At 34.5% G+C, this 20,760-nt stretch carries 16 protein-coding genes; 5 read left to right on the top strand and 11 right to left on the bottom strand.

The annotated features are described in order from the left end of the window. Window positions 1-100 precede the first annotated feature (100 nt). From ABD935_RS04895 to ABD935_RS04885, 3 genes are all read left to right on the top strand, one after another. On the top strand, window positions 101-1,300 hold the full coding sequence (locus ABD935_RS04895) for a FecR family protein (RefSeq protein WP_345190534.1): 1,200 nt from the start codon (window positions 101-103) through the stop codon (window positions 1,298-1,300). A gap of 362 nt (window positions 1,301-1,662) precedes the next feature. Beyond that, window positions 1,663-4,950, top strand: coding sequence for a TonB-dependent receptor (locus ABD935_RS04890; RefSeq protein ID WP_345190533.1), 3,288 nt, complete (start codon window positions 1,663-1,665; stop codon window positions 4,948-4,950). 24 nt (window positions 4,951-4,974) lie between these two features. Continuing rightward, complete coding sequence (locus ABD935_RS04885; protein WP_345190532.1) at window positions 4,975-6,762, top strand: RagB/SusD family nutrient uptake outer membrane protein; 1,788 nt, start codon at window positions 4,975-4,977, stop codon at window positions 6,760-6,762. Between the two features lie 182 nt (window positions 6,763-6,944). On the opposite strand, the gene ABD935_RS04880 is transcribed toward ABD935_RS04885, so the two are convergent. The 7 genes from ABD935_RS04880 to rplM form a co-directional block, all read right to left on the bottom strand. Continuing rightward, window positions 6,945-8,216, bottom strand: coding sequence for a DUF5686 family protein (locus ABD935_RS04880; RefSeq protein ID WP_345190530.1), 1,272 nt, complete (start codon window positions 8,214-8,216; stop codon window positions 6,945-6,947). Between the two features lie 79 nt (window positions 8,217-8,295). After that, window positions 8,296-8,853 carry a ribosome recycling factor gene (frr, locus tag ABD935_RS04875; protein ID WP_345190529.1) on the bottom strand — a complete coding sequence of 186 codons (558 nt, stop codon included), beginning with the start codon at window positions 8,851-8,853 and terminating at the stop codon, window positions 8,296-8,298. 55 nt (window positions 8,854-8,908) lie between these two features. Next, the gene (gene pyrH / locus ABD935_RS04870; protein ID WP_345190528.1) at window positions 8,909-9,616 is read right to left on the bottom strand and encodes a UMP kinase; all 708 of its coding nucleotides are present in this window, start codon (window positions 9,614-9,616) and stop codon (window positions 8,909-8,911) included. A gap of 176 nt (window positions 9,617-9,792) precedes the next feature. Further along, entirely contained in the window at window positions 9,793-10,767 is a 975-nt protein-coding gene (gene tsf / locus ABD935_RS04865) for a translation elongation factor Ts (RefSeq protein ID WP_345190527.1), read from the bottom strand. Window positions 10,768-10,852: 85 nt separating this feature from the next. Then, complete coding sequence (gene rpsB, locus ABD935_RS04860; RefSeq protein ID WP_345190526.1) at window positions 10,853-11,725, bottom strand: 30S ribosomal protein S2; 873 nt, start codon at window positions 11,723-11,725, stop codon at window positions 10,853-10,855. A 222-nt stretch (window positions 11,726-11,947) separates the two neighbouring features. Then, window positions 11,948-12,334: a 30S ribosomal protein S9 gene (gene rpsI / locus ABD935_RS04855; protein WP_345190525.1), complete on the bottom strand. Its 387-nt coding sequence runs from the start codon at window positions 12,332-12,334 to the stop codon at window positions 11,948-11,950. A 1-nt stretch (window position 12,335) separates the two neighbouring features. After that, entirely contained in the window at window positions 12,336-12,791 is a 456-nt protein-coding gene (gene rplM / locus ABD935_RS04850; RefSeq protein WP_345190524.1) for a 50S ribosomal protein L13, read from the bottom strand. A 221-nt stretch (window positions 12,792-13,012) separates the two neighbouring features. Between rplM and ABD935_RS04845 the strand changes: the two genes are divergently transcribed. Continuing rightward, window positions 13,013-14,644: an ABC-F family ATP-binding cassette domain-containing protein gene (locus tag ABD935_RS04845; RefSeq protein WP_345190523.1), complete on the top strand. Its 1,632-nt coding sequence runs from the start codon at window positions 13,013-13,015 to the stop codon at window positions 14,642-14,644. Window positions 14,645-14,946: 302 nt separating this feature from the next. Next, window positions 14,947-16,896, top strand: coding sequence for a YgiQ family radical SAM protein (locus ABD935_RS04840; RefSeq protein WP_345190522.1), 1,950 nt, complete (start codon window positions 14,947-14,949; stop codon window positions 16,894-16,896). A 383-nt stretch (window positions 16,897-17,279) separates the two neighbouring features. Here ABD935_RS04840 and ABD935_RS04835 read toward each other — a convergent pair whose 3' ends face one another. The 4 genes from ABD935_RS04835 to ABD935_RS04820 all read right to left on the bottom strand — a co-directional run. Then, complete coding sequence (locus ABD935_RS04835; protein WP_345190760.1) at window positions 17,280-17,447, bottom strand: endonuclease domain-containing protein; 168 nt, start codon at window positions 17,445-17,447, stop codon at window positions 17,280-17,282. A gap of 158 nt (window positions 17,448-17,605) precedes the next feature. Continuing rightward, window positions 17,606-17,971 (bottom strand): endonuclease domain-containing protein, encoded by a 366-nt coding sequence (locus ABD935_RS04830; protein ID WP_345190521.1) that lies wholly within the window; start codon window positions 17,969-17,971, stop codon window positions 17,606-17,608. A 188-nt stretch (window positions 17,972-18,159) separates the two neighbouring features. Continuing rightward, window positions 18,160-18,525 (bottom strand): endonuclease domain-containing protein, encoded by a 366-nt coding sequence (locus tag ABD935_RS04825; protein ID WP_345190520.1) that lies wholly within the window; start codon window positions 18,523-18,525, stop codon window positions 18,160-18,162. Between the two features lie 333 nt (window positions 18,526-18,858). After that, a partial coding sequence (locus tag ABD935_RS04820) for a DUF3427 domain-containing protein (protein WP_345190519.1) occupies window positions 18,859-20,760 on the bottom strand: 1,902 nt, incomplete at its 5' end.

Here is a 20,760-nt window from a genome sequence, read left to right as displayed (position 1 = left end):
TAAATTTTATAAATAATTAAATTTTTATGGGGTAAAAATCAGATTTTCTCCTCTTACTAATATAGGCTTTAGATTTTTTAGCTACTACAAGTAATATTAGATGAAATATATCAATTTTTCTGAAGATGATTTTATTAAGGATGAATATTTCCAGAAATGGGTGTTAAATCCCGATCAAATGACTTCAAATTTTTGGAATAATTGGTTGTCTTCTCACCCTGATAAAAAAGAAACAATTCGAAAAGCCTCCAATTTTATTCGATTAATACATGGTGATGGAGAGGTGCTTCCTGAAGAAGATTTTGATGAAATGTGGCAATTTATAGTGCAAAAAAGAGATACGCCAGAACATAAAGCCAAGCGACTTAGATTAAATACATCTTTTGTAAAACGATTAAGGAGAATAGCCGCTGTTTTTATTGGACTTATTAGTCTTTCATATGGATTGTATTCATCAGGGATATTAGACACAAATCAAATTATAAATAGTAATGAAGAACCACGAATAACTTTAGAGTTGCATGATGGTACAGTAAAGTTTTTAGATGAGATTTCTTCTGAAGTAATAACAGATAAAAGTGGAGATAGAGTGGTGAATCATGAAGAAACTTTATTGTCCTATAAAAATAACTCTACTGAATTAGAGATTTTAACCTATAATCAATTAACCGTCCCAAATGGAAAAAAGTTTGAATTACTACTTTCAGATGGCACACATGTTTTTTTAAATTCCGGATCTAAATTAAGGTATCCTGTAACGTTTTTAAAAAACAAGCCTAGAAATGTTTTCTTAGATGGTGAAGCTTATTTTTCTGTAAAAAAGGATAAAACAAGCTTGTTTACGGTTATAACGGATGACTTAAATACCCAAGTATATGGTACTGAGTTTAACGTGTCTAGTTATAAGAATGAACATAATACATCAACCGTGTTAGTAGAAGGGAGTGTTGGTGTATATAAGTCAAATAACAACAAAGGAGAGGGGCCGATAATGATAAAGCCTGGGAAACGAGCTGTTTTAGAAGATGGTGTTATTGAGATTGATAAGGTGAATGTTAACAAATATATAGCTTGGAAAGAAGGGAGGTTACTTTTTGTTAATGACCGTTTTGATGTTATTGTTAAAGAACTTGAAAGACATTTTGATGTTAATATAGACAATCAGTTTTATGAGTTAAATAAAAAAGAGTTTACAGGAACATTTACTGTAGAAACCTTAGATGAAATTTTGAAAATTTTTAAAGAGCATTCAGGATTTACATATGTAGTAAATGAAAATACTTATAAAATTACACCTTAGAATAGAATAAATATGAATACAGTTTAACTAAAAATTCATGCTAACTAAATGTTTAACCCCGTTTTTAATGAAAAAATCTTATTAAAAATTTAAAAACCATAAAAATATATGAGATAATAAAAATCAAAAAAAAAGGAAAGTGCTGGAACACTTTCCTCTTTAAAAAACGATTAAAGAAGTAAAGAATCAACTATAATCTAAACTAAATTATGAAAAAATTAATTAATTCAATGGTAAGGTGCACATGCGCCTTATTTAAAATTGATCTAAAAATGAGATTATTCCTATTTTTATGTGTCTCCTCATTATTTCAACTTCAGGCAACCACTGGATATGCTCAGAACACAAAGATTAATATAAACATGGAAAACGCTTCGATATTTGAAATCATCGAAGAGATTGAATCTAAAACGGAGTTTAAATTCTTTTACAGTAAAAACGATTTGTCTTTACTCCAAAAAGTAAATATTTATGCTAAAAAATCAAAAATTGAGAAAGTACTAGAGAAAGTCTTTCAAGATAGTAGCATAAATTATAATGTTATTGAGAGGCAAATTATTTTAACACCGAAAAAAGAAAAAAGTCAAGAAGTAAAACAAACCTCTGAAACACCAATCATTAAACAGGAACCAATCCAGATAAGCGGAACGGTAAAAGATGAGTTTGGTATGTTTTTGGCTGGTGCTAATATTATTGAAAAAGGGACTGCAAACGGAGCTCAATCAGATTTTGATGGTAATTTTTCAATTGAAGTTGCCGATAAAAATTCCATATTGGTAATAAGTTATCTAGGTTTTGTGTCTCAAGAGATAGTTGTTGCTGACCAAACAACTATTGATATTGTACTAGTTGAAGATGCTGCAAGCTTAGGCGAAATCGTTGTGGTAGGTTACGGTACTCAGAGCAAGGAAAGTATTACAGGGGCAATTTCATCAGTAAAATCCGAAGATCTTGTTAGAACACCAACCACAAATACTACCGCATCTTTAGCTGGTAGACTACCAGGATTGGTAGTTACTCAAAATAACGGACAACCTGGCGGCGATACTGCTAATGTTAGTATTAGAGGCTTTGGCAATGCTTTAGTAATTGTAGATGGCGTACCTCGCGATTATCAGCAACTAGATCCTAATACCATAGCGTCTGTTTCTGTATTAAAAGATGCTTCGGCTGCAGTTTATGGTGCTAGAGCAGGTAATGGAGTTATACTTGTTACAACTAAGCGAGGAACATATGGCGCGCCAAAAATTAATTATTCAGGAAGTTATACCTTTCAACAGCCAACTTTTTTGCCTAAAATGGCAAGTCCAGCAGGTTTTGCCAGATACCAACAGCAAGCAGAACTTTTGGAAGGCGTAGCTATAGCTGATTTAACTTATTCAGATGAAGATATCGCTAAATACCAAGCTGGTACAGAAAATGGTTTTAGAGGCACAGATTGGCAAGATGTGGTGCTAAAAGACTGGGCGACTACAAGGCAACATAATTTTAATATACAAGGTGGTTCCGAAAATGTGAAATATTTTACATCAATAGGTAAGTTAGATCAAAAATCATTGTTAGAATCTGGCGACGGAAAATTTAAAAGGTATAACATGGGTGCAACAATAGATGCTAAAATCAGTAAGCGTTTGGATATTGGTGTAAACCTAAAGTATAGAGAGGAAGAAACAGAAAGACCAAGTGGTATTTCGGGAGATAATGATAGTTACTCAAGAATATTTAGGTTTTTAGCGTCAATGAATCCAACGGTTCAGCAAAACCCTGATGGTTTATTAACTGCGGCACACCCCCTTGAAAGTAATGCTATTGCATATTCAACTAGAGGCATAACAGGTATAAACGATACTAAAAGGAAGCAGTTTGATGCAGTTCTAAATTTTAAATATAAATTACCATTTGTAGAAGGACTGAATTTTACGGGTAAAGTTGCACACCAAACAGCGAATATAATCAATAACCTAACAAGGGTGCCTTTTACCACTTATAGTCATGATTTCGAAACAGGGGTAAGCTTACCTGCTTTTACCACTGCTGATGATGAAGTTAATTCAACAAGCACTAATTTTGCCCAAACAACTACTCAAATAGGTCTAGACTATAAGGGGAGTTTTGGTGACCATAATTTGTCTGGAGCACTTATATTAGAAAATAGATATATAGATAATTATTCTTTTACTGCCAGTAGAACGGGGCTTTTATCTTCAGAAATCCCATATCTTTTTGCTGGAATCGGAACTCAAGAAAACGGAGATTCTGTTTCGCAAGATGGACGTAAGGGCGTTGTAGGCCGTCTTAATTATGATTACCAAGGTAAATATTTACTAGAAGCTTTGTTTAGAGCAGATGCCAATATTCAATTTCCTACCGATACACGTTGGGGCTACTTTCCTGGAGTGTCTTTGGGGTGGGTAGTGTCTAAGGAAGATTTTATGATGAATAATTCAACAATAGACTTTTTAAAGTTTAGGACGTCTTTTGCCAGCTTAGGATTTGATGGTACATCTAGTTTCGATTATTTAAGCGGATTTGGTTTGCAAGATGGAAGAGCTAATACTTATGCTTACGGTTCTGCTGTTAATACAACTCTAAGAACCATTGGTCTAGCAAACCCTACCATTACTTGGGAAACTATGGAAACTTTTAATTTTGGTATTGATGCCAGATTATGGAACAGCAAGTTAGGAGTAGAACTTGATATGTTTTACCGCAGACGTGCAGGGCTTTTAAGAGATAGGTTAGATCAATTTCCTGATACTTTCGGAGCAGATTTACCTCAAGAAAACCTCGGTGTACGAAGCAATAGGGGATTTGAATTGGTATTGACCCATAAAAATAATATTGGTGATGTAAACTTCAATATTGCAGGTAATATTACTTGGACAAGGGAGAAAATTATCGATGATGTTGAAAGAGAATTTGATCCTAATGATCCAAATGATGCTAGGATAAATCAAAATAATGGACAATGGGCAAACCGCCGTTTTGGTTACAGAACAGACGGGTTCTATGATACCCAAGATGAAATAGATAATGACGGTATAGACTATGACCCAAGTATTGGAGAACCAACCTTAGGCGATGTTAAATACATTGACAGAAATGACGATGGAACTATAAATTGGAGAGATCAAGAAATTATAGGAAGAAGTGAAATTCCTGAATTGTTCTTCGGATTAAGCTTAAATGCAGATTATAAAGGATTCGATTTCTCTATGCTTTGGCAAGGAGCTGGTAATTTTGATGCTCAATTGGAGGCATTGGAAGTGGCAGCTAATACAAGTATTGGTTTTATACCATTTAAGTATCAGGCAGATAACGCTTGGAATGCTTCTAATCCTTCTGCAGCAAAATTACCTGCGCCATCAACTAGTGGATTAAATACGCATAATAATCAAACGTTAGATATTTATCAAAGAAATGGTACATATTTAAGGCTAAAATCTTTAAGTCTTGGTTATAGTATCCCTGAATCTCTTTTAAATAAAATCAATTTAAAGAGTGCAAGAGTATATGTTGCTGGATACAATTTATTAACTATTAGAGATACTGGTATTTTTGATTTTGATCCTGAGGCGAGAAGTAATGATGGTATTGCAACCTATCCTGTACAAAAGAATATAAGCTTAGGGGTTAATATCGGTTTATAAATTTAACTTAAAGATTTAAATATTATGAAGAATATAAAAATATTGTTAATAACGCTTACAATGATGACCATCATGTCGTCTTGTGAGGATCCTTTAGAAAGAACATCTGTTGGTATATTCTCCGAAGAGAATGTTTGGACAGATGAAGGATTGGTAGATCTATATGTAGCAAACGTATTTGCACGCACAAACTTTTTGCCAGGCGCTGGTAATGGTAACATTCATGAATTAGTTGTTGATGCTTGTGCTGGTGGCTACGCCAGAACATTTGGGGGGTGGCCAGCAGGTTATACCTTTACGCAAGGGGCTTTTTCAAGTCAAGGCACTGGAAATGATTCCAATGAGTATTGGAAGTGGGATTTAGTTCGCGACATCAATACGGGTATCGAAGAATTAAATAACCCTAATAGCGTTTTGCCCGCAGATTACAAGGACGCGCGTTTGGGAGAATTACACTTTCTAAGAGCATGGGTGTATTTTCAAAAAGTAAAACGTTACGGAGGGGTTCCTATAATTAAAAGTGCACAAAGCCTCACACAGTCTTTTGAAGAAATTTCAGTGCCAAGAAATTCTGAGCAAGAAGTTTACGATTTTATTGCTGAAGAATGTGATACAGCTGAAGCTTTATTAGAAGGGAAAACTTTGGAATATGGACGCGCAACATCTTGGACGGCATTAGCTTTAAAAAGCAGAGCCATGTTATACGCTGGTAGTATTGGCGAATTTGGAACCATGCAATTAAATGGTTTATTGGGAATTGACAATGCAGACAAATATTGGCAAATATCTTATGATGCTTCAAAGAAATTAATAGAACAAGGCGGTTTTGCATTATTTGGAACTGGTGCTGCTAGTTTTGAAGAAGCCGAAAAATCATATTATGAGTTGTTTACAAAAGCAGAAGGCAATAGTGAAACCATTTTTGCTGAAGTATTTGTAGGTGAAGGATCAAAGTCTGAAGATTGGGAAAGATGGTGTGCGCCAGCTGTTATTAGCGGCACAACATTTATTAATACCTATTTAGAAACTTTTGAAATGTATGAATACACAGACGGTACCTCGGGAAAATTAGATAGAAGTACTTTGGTGGCAGGCATTTTTCATGATATGGCAGATTTTATTGGACGAAAAGACCCAAGATGTCGTGCTAATATCTTTTTACCAGAAGTTCAATATGGAGGTGCAACCGTTTGGATGCACGAAGGGCTTTATGTAAATGGTGTTTTGGAAACAGATAATGTAGATGGAATTGATGTTCCTGCTAAAGGACCAGCACGAGATATTCAGCGTACAGGGTTTTTTAACAAAAAACGAAGTAATGAAGAGTATCTAGTTGGAAATGGTTTTGCTTTAGGAGGTACAGATTTTATGGTGTTCCGTTTGGGAGAAATATACCTAAATATGGCTGAAGCTGCATTTGCTTTAGAAAAAGACGGAGAAGCTTTAGAAGCCTTAAATACTGTTCGCAGACGTGTGTTAATGCCAGATAAGCCAGCTATTACTTGGGAAGTGATACAAAATGAAAGAGCTGTTGAATTAGCTTTTGAACAACACCGCTACTGGGATTTAAGACGATGGAGAATTGCCCATACAGAATTAGATCGTAGAGATGGCAAAGGCAATAAGTATTCAGGAGTGAGATGGCGCAAAGATTATGATAATCCGGGAATGTATGAAATTATTCATACAACTTCGGGTACTGCAACCGATAGTTGGGATCGTATTTTTGAAGAGCATCATTACTATTTTCCTATTGGTTTAGAGAGAAGACAAAGAAGTCCTGAGTTAATTGAAAATCCAAATTATGAATAATTTTCATAATTAGTTTGTAGATATAAAAGACCGCCAAATACAGGCGGTCTTTTTTCTTTTAGTACATCTTAATTTAATTGGCAAGGAGGCTCTGAAAAGTTTTTTCAGTTGTCATTTTGACTTCGTTAATGCTCAATGTGATAATTGGTATTACTCCAAATTTATTTTTGAGGCAGCTTTATTTATAATGAGACATTAAATGTAAATTTAAATGCAAAATTATCTGTGAATAGAGGTAAATGGTAGGCGCCATATCTGTATGTGAAGCTTAAACCGAAACCAAAAAGCAATTTATTGATTTCAAAACCAGATTCTGTATATCCTTTTTTTAATGAACCAAAAGTGATGTCTTCGTGTTTTTCTGGGTTTTTCATATCACCGATTGCATAGCGTGTAATTAAGACCAGTTGAGGTTTATAACGTTCGGAAATATTGAAAGGTTTTAAAAAGTGCTTTAATTGGAATGTGATAAACTTATCAGAAAAAAATTCATTGAAATACATCGTTTCAAAACTGTTTATCCCAGCTACCGAAAATCGTTGCATAACAGTTTCTTTCCTAATATTGTTGGGGTACGCATGATACAAATGTGTTAATGGCGTATTGCCGTTTGCTATTCCAGAAACTAAAGTGATTTCTGAAAACACATCATTTTTATTCCTTATTTTATAAATGGTTCTAAAGTCTAATTTTGAAAAATTAAAATCACTTTTAAAAACATTATCAAAGCTTTTGGTATATTGAAGTGTGAATTTTGGATACCCTTCTTTGGTTTCTTTTGATCCATTTTCTGTTAATCCAAACTGGCTAAAAGGATTCCATTGCAAAGCTAATTTTGCTGTGCTTAAATGAAAAGAATGTATTACTGAATTGTTTGAAGGATAGCCATAGGCATAAGTGGGGTCAATATTGCTGACTGCTAGTTCTGTTTCGGTTAGCAATTCAGGTAATAATTGATGCTCTAAAGCTATGGCTTTTGTAACATGTTTATGAAACAAATCGATATTTAACAAACGAGGTTCAAAAAATTGAAAAAGCCGCTTATCCGTTAAAAATTTTGTGCTGCCTGTTTCTTGTAAGTCATCGGTATATGAAAGGTTTATCCAAGTATTGGTTTTTTTAGTGACTCTAAAACCGCCTCCTATACTATATTTAAAACGATGATCCCTAAATCCATAAACAAGGTAACTGTTAACCCGATATTTCTCTGAAAAGGCATCATTGGTAACGCCTCCAAGCCCCGTTCTTACACCTTCATATTGGTTATACTTTATTAAATATCTTAAATCAAAATTGAAATATTTTGTTGGTAAGTATCCATTGCCAAGACTTCTAATAAATTCACTTTTTTTAATGGAATCTTGCCTAGGTTCTGCATTTTTTTCATAAAATGATTGGGCTTGTACTATGGTAGTACAAATAATAAAAAGAAAAAGTGAACAACGTTTTAACATTTATGCAACCTAAAAACTAAGAATTAATAAAAAAAGCGACTAAAACGTCGCTTTAAATACCAATTTAATTGGTGTAATATTATACAGTCATGATTTCCTTTTCTTTATTATCGAAAAGTTCATCTACTTTTTTAACGTGATTATCAGTCATTTGTTGCACGTCTATTTCGGCATTTGCTTTTAAATCCTCTGAAACATCTTCACTTTTTTTTATGTCATTATTAGCATCTTTACGCGCCGTTCTAATACTTACTTTGGCATCTTCGGCCTCGGCTTTGGCTTGTTTTGCTAAATCTCTTCGACGTTCTTCTGTTAAAGGCGGTACATTGATAATAATGGTTTCTCCATTGTTCATAGGGTTAAAACCAAGGTTTGCATAGGCAATACCGCGTTCAATTTCTTGAAGCATGCTTTTTTCCCATGGTTGTACCGTAATGGTTCTGCCGTCTGGTGTGTTCACATTGGCTACTTGACTTAAAGGTGTTTGCGATCCGTAATAATCTACCATAACACTGCCAAGCATGGCAGGACTAGCTTTACCTGCTCTAATGTTGAGGAATTGTTTTTCCAGATGCTTAATGGCATTATCCATAGCCTCTTTTGTTGTGTCTAATATAAATTGTATGTCTTCGTTCATGGTTTTAAACTTTTAGGTCAAATTATATATGTTTATTCAAAAATTGCGCCAATTATTAAATATTAACTTCTGTGCCAATTTTTTCGCCGGCAACCACTTTAAGTAAATTACCTTTTTTATTCATATCGAAAACAATAATTGGTAATTCGTTTTCCTGACTAAGGGTAAATGCCGTGGTATCCATTACTTTTAATCCTTTTCTTAATACATCGTCAAAAGTTATGGTGTTGAATTTAATGGCTTTATCGTCTTTTTCAGGGTCTGTATTATAAATGCCATCAACGCGAGTGCCTTTTAAAATAACATCAGCTTCAATTTCTATAGCGCGCAATACGGCTGCAGAATCTGTAGTAAAATAAGGGTTTCCTGTGCCACCTCCAAAAATAACGACGCGACCTTTTTCTAAATGTCGCATAGCTTTTCTTCTAATAAATGGTTCTGCTACTTCATTGATTTTAATAGCCGATTGTAGTCTGGTTGGGATACCGGCATCTTCTAAAGCACCTTGTAATGCCAGGCCGTTAATAACCGTAGCAAGCATACCCATATGGTCGCCTTGTACACGATCCATCCCTTTACTAGCTCCAGCAACACCTCTAAAAATATTGCCACCACCAATAACTATGGCAACTTCTACACCTTTACTTGTAATTGTTTTTATGTCTTCAGCATATTCTGCAAGGCGATCGGGGTCTATACCGTATTGGCGTTCTCCCATTAGGGCTTCGCCAGATAGTTTAAGGAGTATTCTTTTATATTTCATAAATAATTGATGAGATTTCCATCTACATGGAAACAAGGTTGTGCAAATATAAACAATATCTTAATTTGCTAATGCGGATTTTTTGCATAAAAAAGCCACTACTCTAAAATAGAATAGTGGCTTTTAATTTTTATTGCGATTTCTTCCCGATAGCTATCGGGATTCGCGGAAATTTACTATCCTACAGAAACACGTTTGAAATCTGTAATTTCAACATCTCCGTAAGATGCTACGTATTTAGCAACGTTTATTTTTTCATCTTTAATGAAATTCTGGTCTAACAAACATTTTTCTTGATCTAAAGTCGTGTTATCAGAAATGAAACGTTCCATTTTTCCTGGTAAAATTCTATCCCAGATTTGTTCTGGTTTACCTTCAGCTTTTAATTCTGCTTTTGCAGCTTCTTCAGCTTGCGCTAAAACTTCAGGCGTTAATTGTGCCATAGAAATATATAGAGGTACATTTTTAAGTGTTTTACCTAAACGTCCTAATTCAATATTGTCTTTTTCAATAACAGCAATTCTAGCTTCAGTTTCTGATGCAATAAATGCAGGATCAAAATCCTTGTAAGATAATGTTGTTGCTCCCATGGATGCAACTTGCATAGCGACATCTTTAACTAAAGTTTCAGCGTTATCAACTTTAGCAGATAAACCAACCAAAGCAGCAATTTTGTTAATGTGAACATAAGTTCCAACAAATGGTGCTTGTAATTTTTCAAAACCAGTAATATCTAGTTTTTCACCAATTACACCAGTTTGCTCAGTTAATTTCTCAGCAACAGTCATACCTCCAAAATCAGCAGCTAAAAACGCTTCTTTTGAATCGTGATTTAATGCAATCTCAGCAAATTGACTTGCTAATGCTAAAAAGTTTTCGTTTTTACCAACAAAATCAGTTTCACAACCTAAAACAATGGCAACCCCTTCAGTTTGGTCTGCATTAATTTTAGAAATTGCAGCGCCTTCAGAAGAATCTCTGTCGGCTCTTTTTTCTGCTACTTTTTGACCTTTTTTTCGTAAAACCTCGATGGCTTTATCGAAATTGCCTTCGGCTTCAACTAAGGCTTTTTTGCAGTCCATCATACCTGCACCAGTAGCTTGTCTTAATTTATTTACCTCTTGGGCTGTTACTTTTACTGTAGTACTCATAATAATTATAATTTAAAAAAGTCGTTCAATATATTTTCAACAAAGAAAAGAATCAAACGACTTTATAATATTGTATTAATGTTATTTATTCTTCTTCTTCAGCTGCCGCTTTTTTATCTGGAGCAGCTTTAGCTTTAGGAGCAGCTTTTTCTACTACTACCTCTGGAGTTGCTTCTGCAACCTCTGCAACTTTTTCAACTACTGCTTCAGTTTTTGCTTCCACTTTTGCTTTTGGAGCTTCTTCTTTAGGAGCTTCAGTTGCATCTTTTTCAGCTTTACGTTCTGCTAAACCTTCAGATATTGCAGCAGTTACGTGAGTTAAAATTTTATCTATCGATTTAGAAGCATCATCATTTGCTGGGATAACATAATCCACTTGACGTGGGTCTGAGTTGGTATCTACCATTGCAAAAATTGGAATGTTTAATTTTTGAGCTTCTTTAATCGCGATGTGCTCACGCTTGATATCTACAACAAATAAAGCACCTGGTAAACGTGTCATGTCAACGATAGAACCTAAGTTTTTCTCTAACTTAGCTCTTAAACGATCAACTTGTAAACGCTCTTTCTTGGATAAGGTTAAAAACGTGCCGTCTTTCTTCATTCTATCAATAGAAGCCATTTTTTTAACAGCTTTTCTAATAGTAACAAAGTTTGTTAACATACCACCTGGCCATCTTTCAGTGATGTAAGGCATGTTAATTTCACCAGCTTTTTCAGATACGATATCTTTTGCTTGTTTTTTTGTTGCAACGAATAAAATCTTACGACCTGAATTTGCAATTTTAGCTAATGCTGCACCTGCTTCATCAATTTTTGCCGCTGTTTTATAAAGGTTGATAATATGGATGCCGTTGCGCTCCATATATACGTAAGGTGCCATATTAGGGTCCCACTTACGTGTAAGGTGTCCGAAGTGTACACCTGCTTCAAGTAATTCTTTTACTTCTACTGCCATTTTTGTAATAGTTTACGTTCTGTTGAATTAGCAATGATTAAGTGGTCATTTATAAAAATTCGCCTTAACCATTTAGATGCTAAACTAAATCCTGTCTTTTGGACTAGGACAACACTAACTTGTTTAATTTTAAGCTGAAATTTTTTCAGCTTGTTTTGTAATATGATTGAATATGTTTGGAGTAACTGATAAACAGATACTGAAACAAGTTCAGCATTAATATTAACGCTTAGAGAATTGAAATTTCTTACGAGCTTTCTTCTGACCGAATTTCTTACGTTCAACCATTCTTGGGTCTCTTGTTAATAAACCTTCTGGTTTTAAGATTAATCTGTTTTCAGCATCAATCTCACACATTACGCGTGAAAGGGCTAAACGAACAGCTTCTGCTTGACCAGTAATACCACCTCCATATACATTAACTGTAATATCAAAGTTGCTGTCATTGTTAGTCAAAACTAAAGGTTGCTTTACTTTGTACTGTAAGGTAGCTGTAGTAAAGTAGTTAGCTAAGTCTTTTTTATTAATCGTAATGTTTCCTTTTCCTGGAGAAACATAAGCACGAGCAACAGCCGTCTTTCTACGGCCAATTTTGTGAATTACTTCCATTTTATTTAAATTCTTCTAGATTGATTGTTTTAGGTTTTTGAGCAGCATGCTTGTGCTCTGTACCAACAACAACGGTTAGGTTACGGAATAACGCTGCACCTAATTTGTTTTTAGGTAGCATTCCTTTAACTGATTTTTCTACTACTCTTGCAGGATCTTTTCCAAACAATTCTGTAGCAGTTAAACTTTTTTGACCTCCTGGATATCCAGTGTGACGAATGTATGACTTGTCAGTCCATTTGTTACCGGATAACGTGATTTTTTCTGCATTGATAACAATAACGTTATCTCCGCAATCAACATGAGGTGTGAAGTTTGGCTTGTGTTTGCCTCTTATAAGTTTTGCAACTTTAGAAGCTAAACGACCAAGCGCTTGACCTTCAGCATCAACCAAAACCCACTGCTTATTTACAGTAGCTTTGTTTGCTGAAATCGTTTTGTAGCTTAATGTGTCCACACTTTGATTTTTTAATTATTAAACATTCCTCTCTCAAAAAGAGTTTGCAAATTTACGATTATATATTTGATTACCAAATAGTGAGGTTACTTATTTTTAGTTGCAGTTATTAACCAAAATCACCAATCTTTATACCTCTTAAAAATGAGCTTAGAATTTCAATAATTATTTGTTTATCAATACGATGCTTTTATTAGTTTTGCGGCTTTAATTTTTAGAATATGATTTCAGTAGATAATTTAGCAGTAGAGTTTAGTGGGAATACTTTGTTTAGCGACGTCTCTTTCACCATTAATGCTAACGATAAAATTGCTTTAATGGGGAAGAATGGTGCAGGGAAATCTACCATGATGAAAATTATTGCAGGGGTTCAAAATCCAACAAAAGGACATGTGCGTTCCCCTAAAGATACCGTAATTGCTTATTTGCCTCAGCATTTGTTAACCGAAGATAACGCTACAGTGTTTGATGAAGCTTCAAAAGCTTTTAGTCATGTTTATGAAATGCGTCAAGAGATGGATGAGTTAAATAAACAACTGGAAACGCGTACAGATTATGAGTCTGATGATTATATGAAACTTATAGAACGTGTTTCCGATTTGGGCGAAACGTTTTATGCTTTAGAAGATGTTAATTATGATGCAGAAGTTGAAAAGGCCTTAAAAGGATTAGGTTTTAAGCAAGAAGATTTTACGCGACTTACTAGTGAGTTTAGTGGCGGATGGCGCATGCGTATTGAATTGGCTAAAATTTTATTGCAAAAGCCCGATTTAATCCTTTTGGATGAGCCTACCAATCATATAGATATAGAATCGGTAATTTGGTTGGAAGACTTTTTACTAAATAAAGCCAATGCGGTAATGGTTATTTCTCACGATAAAGCGTTTATCGATAATATCACTAATAGGACTATTGAGGTTACTATGGGGCGTATTTACGATTACAAAGCTAATTACTCCCATTATTTACAGCTGCGTGAAGAGCGAAGGGCTCATCAAATTAAAGCTTACGAAGAGCAGCAGAAATTTATAGCCGATAATATGGCGTTTATTGAGCGCTTTAAAGGGACCTATTCTAAGACTAATCAAGTAAATTCTCGTGAGCGCATGCTTGAAAAGCTAGAGATCATTGAAGTGGATGACATTGATACTTCGGCATTAAAATTACGTTTTCCTAAAACACAGCGTTCGGGAGATTACCCGGTTACGGTAAAAGATGTTTCAAAATCTTATGGCGATCATGTGGTGTTTAAAAATGCTAGTATGTCTGTTGCTAGAGGAGAAAAAGTGTGTTTTGTAGGGCGAAATGGAGAAGGGAAATCTACCATGATTAAAGCCATTTTGGGTGAAATTGTCGTTGATGGCGAATGTGCTTTGGGTCATAATGTACAAGTAGGTTATTTTGCCCAAAATCAAGCGGCTTTATTGGATGAGTCATTAACCGTATTTCAAACGGTTGATGAAGTGGCCCAAGGCGATGTAAGAAAACAGATTAAGAATATCTTGGGGCGCTTTATGTTTAAAGGTGATGACATTGATAAAAAAGTAGGCATGCTCTCCGGAGGAGAAAAAACCAGATTGGCTATGGTTAAGTTACTGCTTGAACCCGTTAATTTGCTGATTTTAGATGAGCCTACAAATCACTTAGATTTAAAATCGAAAGATGTTTTAAAAGAAGCTTTATTGGAGTTTGATGGGACTTTGGTTTTAGTTTCTCATGATAGAGACTTTCTTCAAGGATTATCTAATAAGGTGTTCGAATTTAAAGACCAACGTGTTATTGAGCATTTTGAAACAATTGATGCTTTTTTGGAACGTAATAGAATAGAGAGTTTAAAGGCGATAGATCTTTAGAGTGTTGATTTGTTGATACGTTTATTTGTAGAACGGTTGTCATGTTTAATCGTTTAAATGCTGTTACCTTCAGCTTGTTTTAGGGTCTCATTTATATTAATCTCTTTGATTCTTTAGTAGTGCTGTTCAATAGTAACGATTTTTTCGCGTTAGCGATTGGAACGGCATCCTTTTTTGAGATACGAGAAAAAGATATAGTGGAAAGCGCGACCCTTGTGGTAACGCCCAAATAACACCATGATTATTCTGATTCGTTGATATATAATAGATAAGAGTCTTTTTTTAACTAAATTTGCAGCGCTATGCAAGAGTTAAAACTTTCCGATTGGTTGCCTACCACAAACAAAGAGGTGAAAATACGTGGTTGGGATGCCCTAGACGTGATACTATTTAGTGGAGATGCTTATGTCGATCATCCGTCGTTTGGACCTGCCGTTATTGGTCGTATTTTAGAGAGTTATGGCTTGCGTGTTGCTATTGTACCACAACCCAATGTAAATGATAATCTTCAGGATTTTGTGAAATTGGGCGCTCCAAAATTGTTTTTTGGGGTTACGGGAGGCTGTATGGATCCTATGATTAGCAATTATAATGCGAATAAAAAGCGCCGTGATAAGGATGCCTATACGCCAAATGGTGATATTGGATTTAGACCCGATTATGCCACTACGGTATATTCAAAAATTTTAAAGGAAAAGTGGCCAGATGTCCCGGTTTTAATTGGAGGTATTGAAGCGTCTTTGCGTCGTGTAACCCATTATGATTATTGGAGTGATAAACTGCTGCCTACTATTTTGGAAAGCTCTAAAGCAGATATGTTGGTGTATGGAATGGGCGAACAACCATTGCGCGAAGTGGTGCGTTTGTTGCAAAAAGGGGTGCCATTTTCTAGTATTACCACGATAAAGCAAACTGCAGTTTTGTTGGATGCGGGTGCTAAAGTGCCTAAGAATAGTAATTGGGAAGATGTTGAAATTGTATCGCACGAAACGTGTTTAAAGGATAAAAAGAAGTTTGCCTCTAACTTTAAAACGATAGAGCAGGAGAGTAATAAATTGGCTGCAAGACGAATTTTTCAGAAGGTTGGAGATAAGACTTTAATGATTAATCCGCCGTATCCAACGATGACCGAGGATGAAATTGACGCGTCTTTTGAGTTGCCTTACACCAGATTACCTCACCCAAAATATAACAAGCGTGGCCCTATCTCAGCTTATGAAATGATTAAGTTTTCCATTAATATCCATCGTGGGTGTTTTGGCGGTTGTAGTTTTTGTACTATTTCGGCACATCAAGGAAAGTTTATAGCATCCCGTAGTCAGGAATCTGTGCTGCGAGAAGTCGATACGGTTGCAAATATGCCCGATTTTAAAGGCTATTTATCTGATATAGGAGGGCCAAGTGCGAATATGTATAAGATGAAAGGGAAGATTCAGTCTATATGCGATAAGTGTGTAGCGCCTTCATGTATTTCTCCAGTTATTTGTAGCAATTTAGATACCTCTCATAAGCCGTTAACCGAATTATATCAAGCGGTTGATAGTCATCCAAAAATTAAGAAATCGTTTATAGGTAGTGGTATTCGTCATGATATGTTGGTGCCAGAGTTTAATAAAAATGCCGACCCTCAAGAATTAGATGATTACACAGAGGAAGTGATGACCAAGCATGTTTCTGGACGTCTTAAAGTTGCGCCAGAACATACCAGCGACCCTGTTTTAAAACTGATGCGTAAACCATCGTTTTCTTATTTCCATAAGTTTAAGGAGCGTTTTGATAAGATTAATATTAAGAAGGGTTTAAAGTTACAATTGATTCCTTATTTTATATCGAACCATCCAGCTTGTGAAGTTGAAGATATGGCAAATCTTGCTGCGGAAACTAAAGATATGGGCTTCCAGTTAGAGCAAGTGCAAGGGTTTACACCAACACCTATGACGGTAGCAACTGTTATTTATTATAGTGGTTATCATCCCTACACACTTAAGAAAGTTAACACACCTATAACACGTAAAGAAAAAGACGAGCAACACCGTTTTTTCTTTTGGTATAAAAGCGAAAACAAAGATTGGATTAAAAAGACCTTGAATAAATTGGGGCGTCAAGATTTATTGAAGGTACTCTTGCCAGAAAATGATAAATGGCGAAAAAATAAACCTGACGGTGAAGCGAAACATACTTTTGATGATGCTATTCCTTTTAATAAAAGAAAGAATAAGGCCAAGTTTAAGAGTAAGAAGAAGCGGAGGTAAATTGACTTTTTGATTTTTTACTAGAACACCCCTAAAGTCCCCTCTAGGGGACATTCCTTCGATTAGAATTTTAGACTAATAATTTAATTGATGAATTGTTTTAGTGTGACGTAGCATAAATTTAGTTTAAAATTTTTTTTTTTTGCTGAATCAATTCAGTTAAAGTTGCGGTAAAAGGTTTGGCAGAAGCATTTCCTGAATTGTAATATTTTGTTTTTTATTTCGATAACCCTCAAGGGGACATTCCTAAATATTAAGCCTTAGAACAAAAAATAAAAATTTTCAAGTTCTTTTAACAATTATATATGAACCTAAAAACATTATTGTTAACGTGAACAATTGTCCCCTAGAGGGGACTTTAGGGGTGTTCGCAAGAGTAAGTCTTATTTACTTAACTCACTAACAGTCTCTTCAATAACCAACAAAACACTAAACATATTCTTTTTAACCTCCTCATTGGAGAATCTCAAAAAAGCAACACCATACGCTTCCAATTCCCTTTGTCTTTTAGCGTCATATTCAAAAGCGTGGTCGTGGCTGCTTCCATCAATTTCAATAAACTTCTAGGGGACAATTGTTATGGTATATCTTTTCGTGTCTTTTTTAGTGTTTATTGGTAATACATTTTTTCAATAAGAATTTGTACTAAAGTTTATTGGTATGGATTGTCCCCTTGAGGGGACTTTAGGGGTGTTCGCAAGCGTAAGTCTTATTTGCTCAATTCCTTCACGGCCTCTTCAATAACCAACAAAACACTAAACATATTCTTTTTAACCTCCTCATTGGAGAATCTTAAAAAAGTAGCGCCGTACGCTTCTAATTCCCTTTGTCTTTCAGTATCATATTCAAAACTGTGGTCGTGGCTGCTTCCATCAATTTCAATAACCAGACCAATTTCATGACAATAAAAATCAACAATATATTTTAGCATAGGTACTTGTCTGTGAAATTGGACACCGTAAGCGCGTTGCTTTATATTTTGCCATAATAGAACTTCTGGTAACGTGCTGTTTTTTCGAAGCTGTCTAGCTAATGGTTTTAATTCTGGATGGTATGGAATTATTTTGTTTTTCATGATTTGAATTTTGTACTCTGACACCCCTAAAGTCCCCTCTAGGGGACATTCCTAAATATTAAGCCTTAGAACAAAAAATGAAAATTTTCAAGTTCTTTTAACAATTATATATGAACCTAAAATCATTATTGTTAACGTGAACAATTGTCCCCTAGAGGGGACTTTAGGGGTGTCCGCAAGAGTAAGTCTTATTTACTCAATTTCTTCACAGTTTCCTCAATAACCAGCAAAACACTAAACATGTTCTTCTTAACTTCATCATTGAAGAATCTCAAAAAAGTAACGCCATACGCTTCCAATTCCCTTTGTCTTTTAGCATCGTTTAAATAATTATGGTCATGACTACTTCCATCAATTTCAATAACCAGACCAATTTCATGACAATAAAAATCAACAATATAATTGAGCATGGGTACTTGTCTGTGAAATTGGACACCGTAAGCGCGTTGCTTTATATTTTGCCATAATAGAACTTCTGGTAACGTGCTGTTTTTTCGAAGCTGTCTAGCGAGTGATTTTAATTCTGGATGATATGGGATTATTTTGTTTTTCATGATTTGAATTTTGTACTCAGACACCCCTCAAGTCCCCTCTAGGGGACAATCCTTCGATTGATATTTTACACTAATTATTTTAGTGGTTAATTGTTTTGGTGTGACGTGGTTTAAATATAGGAAAATTAAAATTTAGTAAAGTCTAATAATCGAAGGACCATTCTAAAGAGAGGGAGTTAGCTAAAGGTGGGCGTTTTAATTGGATACCTGTTTAAAAAGAAAAGTGAAAGCTGGTTCTAGTAAAACAATGCGCGAGCAAAATTGACGTTCTGAGGAAGAAGTTGAGCTTTGGGTGTTGGTAGGCGTTTAGCTTTTTAAGTATAAAATAAACAGTTATCCAATTGAAAGTTTTGCAGCATCTTTCCACAAATAATGTGGCATAGGTTCTTCAAGTTTCCAATTAATACTCATTGGCTTAGAGCCATAGTGATCTTTTAGTTTTCCTTCGCCAATAAAAACAAATCCTAAACTTTTACCAAACTCGTTTTTAGATTTTTCTCTAACAAATAGTAAAATTCGCTTGTTTGTTTTTAGATGATTTATATAAGACAAGCCTTTGCCTAAATCTGGTCTTGCTTGATTTTGAGTTTGCCAATGAAATAATAACTCATTTACAGCATAATCATCATACATTGTTGTTGGCGAAAAATTTTCTTCTGATTTTACAAGATTGATAAACAATATTTCTGTGTTTAAATCCTTGTTTTCGGCTGTTCCTTCTCTGTTCGAAGATTTTTTCTCAAAACTACTTTTTCCGAATGCAGTTAAAATTTGGTCTCGCGTATAACGACTATGTAGTTTTAAAGGCTGTTCGTAAGGAAGTTTAATAGGTAATTCTTTAAAGTCAATATTTTCGATTAACCCTTCAAGAACTTCTTTTATTTCTTCAACCAAAATACTATTTAAACCAATAGTTTTTATGCTTTTTTCTAACGAATCAAATCCACCTTCTTTTTGCCAAACATCATAATGCAGCATTAATAGCATCGTTTTTTCATTTGAATTAAATTCTGAAATATTTATGTTGAAATTTATTTTTGCAATTTTTAAAATGAAAGAAAAGTAGCTAAACGAATTTGTTGAAAGCCACTTATTTGAAATTGCAGAAACAATTTCTTTTTCATTTTCTGAATCGAAATCATTTATTTTACCCGCAAGTTGACAAAGCCTTTTCCAACTTTCTCTTTTGTAAATCGATTGTAATGGGATATTATAAAACTTACTAAAATTACCGATTGTTAAAGGTAAATTAGTGTCGTGTTGAAACTGCTGAATTCTTTGAATTAATTTGTTCTTATTTAATGATGTTGCAGCTGTTATATTTTTTAGAATAGTTTCTTTTGTTTTTTTCTCTAAAATTATTGAGCATCCTAATGGTAAGTGAGGAAAATTATCCTCAACTTCTTTGACAACTGTTGTATTCGTTTTACCAATTAATGCTCTAAATTTACTTTCAAAATTATATTCTGGTCTAGAATTTCCAACAAAATCTAAAACGGTTAAACAATCTTTTTCTTCATATAGCCTTAAACCTCTTCCTAATTGTTGCAAAAATATAGTTAGACTTTCTGTTGGTCTTAAAAATAGTAAAGTATCAATTTCAGGAATATCAATGCCTTCATTAAAAATATCAACCACAAACAAATAATTAATTTCTTTCTTCTCTAGTTTTTTACGAATCAGAACTCTGTCTTTACTATTCTTACTAGTTAAATAGTCTGCTTTTAGATTTGCTAAAGTAAATTTTTCTGCCATATATTTGGCATGTTCCATAGAAACACAATAACCTAAAGCTCTGACATCGTTGATGTCTTTTGTGTATTTGTCTAAAGCATTTATTATTTCTCCAACTCTACTGTCGCTCTCCGTATAAATATCTGTTAGTTCACTTGCGATATATCGACCTCTAACCCATTTAACATTAGATAAATCAATACTATCAGTAATTCCAAAGTATTGAAAAGGAGAAAGTAATTTTCTGTTCATTGCTTCAGGTAGTCTAATTTCTGCTGCAATTTTATTGTCAAAATCTTCTAAAATATCTCCACCATCCATTCTTTCTGGTGTTGCTGTTAGACCAAGAAGTATTTTTGGTTTAAAATAATTAATTATTGACCTGTAGCTTTTTGCTTTTTGATGATGACATTCATCAATAATTACATAACAATAGCGTCCTAAACGATTAAAAAAGAGAAAGGGAAATTTGTTCCGCAAAGTTACCTTTGTGGTGCAACA

Source organism: Algibacter agarivorans (assembly GCF_039543245.1).
Lineage (GTDB): Bacteria > Bacteroidota > Bacteroidia > Flavobacteriales > Flavobacteriaceae > Algibacter_G > Algibacter_G agarivorans.
The sequence above is the reverse complement of the archived record's forward strand: the minus strand, read 5'-3'. Positions and strand labels throughout refer to the sequence as shown.

Excerpts from the sequence above, each read along its gene's own strand:
- ABD935_RS04895 (WP_345190534.1), top strand. The coding sequence starts at position 101 with ATGAAATATATCAATTTTTCTGAAGATGATTTTATTAAGGATGAATAT.
- ABD935_RS04890 (WP_345190533.1), top strand. The coding sequence starts at position 1,663 with ATGGAAAACGCTTCGATATTTGAAATCATCGAAGAGATTGAATCTAAA.
- ABD935_RS04885 (WP_345190532.1), top strand. The coding sequence starts at position 4,975 with ATGAAGAATATAAAAATATTGTTAATAACGCTTACAATGATGACCATC.
- ABD935_RS04880 (WP_345190530.1), bottom strand. The coding sequence starts at position 8,216 with ATGTTAAAACGTTGTTCACTTTTTCTTTTTATTATTTGTACTACCATA.
- frr (WP_345190529.1), bottom strand. The coding sequence starts at position 8,853 with ATGAACGAAGACATACAATTTATATTAGACACAACAAAAGAGGCTATG.
- pyrH (WP_345190528.1), bottom strand. The coding sequence starts at position 9,616 with ATGAAATATAAAAGAATACTCCTTAAACTATCTGGCGAAGCCCTAATG.
- tsf (WP_345190527.1), bottom strand. The coding sequence starts at position 10,767 with ATGAGTACTACAGTAAAAGTAACAGCCCAAGAGGTAAATAAATTAAGA.
- rpsB (WP_345190526.1), bottom strand. The coding sequence starts at position 11,725 with ATGGCAGTAGAAGTAAAAGAATTACTTGAAGCAGGTGTACACTTCGGA.
- rpsI (WP_345190525.1), bottom strand. The coding sequence starts at position 12,334 with ATGGAAGTAATTCACAAAATTGGCCGTAGAAAGACGGCTGTTGCTCGT.
- ABD935_RS04845 (WP_345190523.1), top strand. The coding sequence starts at position 13,013 with ATGATTTCAGTAGATAATTTAGCAGTAGAGTTTAGTGGGAATACTTTG.
- ABD935_RS04840 (WP_345190522.1), top strand. The coding sequence starts at position 14,947 with ATGCAAGAGTTAAAACTTTCCGATTGGTTGCCTACCACAAACAAAGAG.
- ABD935_RS04830 (WP_345190521.1), bottom strand. The coding sequence starts at position 17,971 with ATGAAAAACAAAATAATTCCATACCATCCAGAATTAAAACCATTAGCT.
- ABD935_RS04825 (WP_345190520.1), bottom strand. The coding sequence starts at position 18,525 with ATGAAAAACAAAATAATCCCATATCATCCAGAATTAAAATCACTCGCT.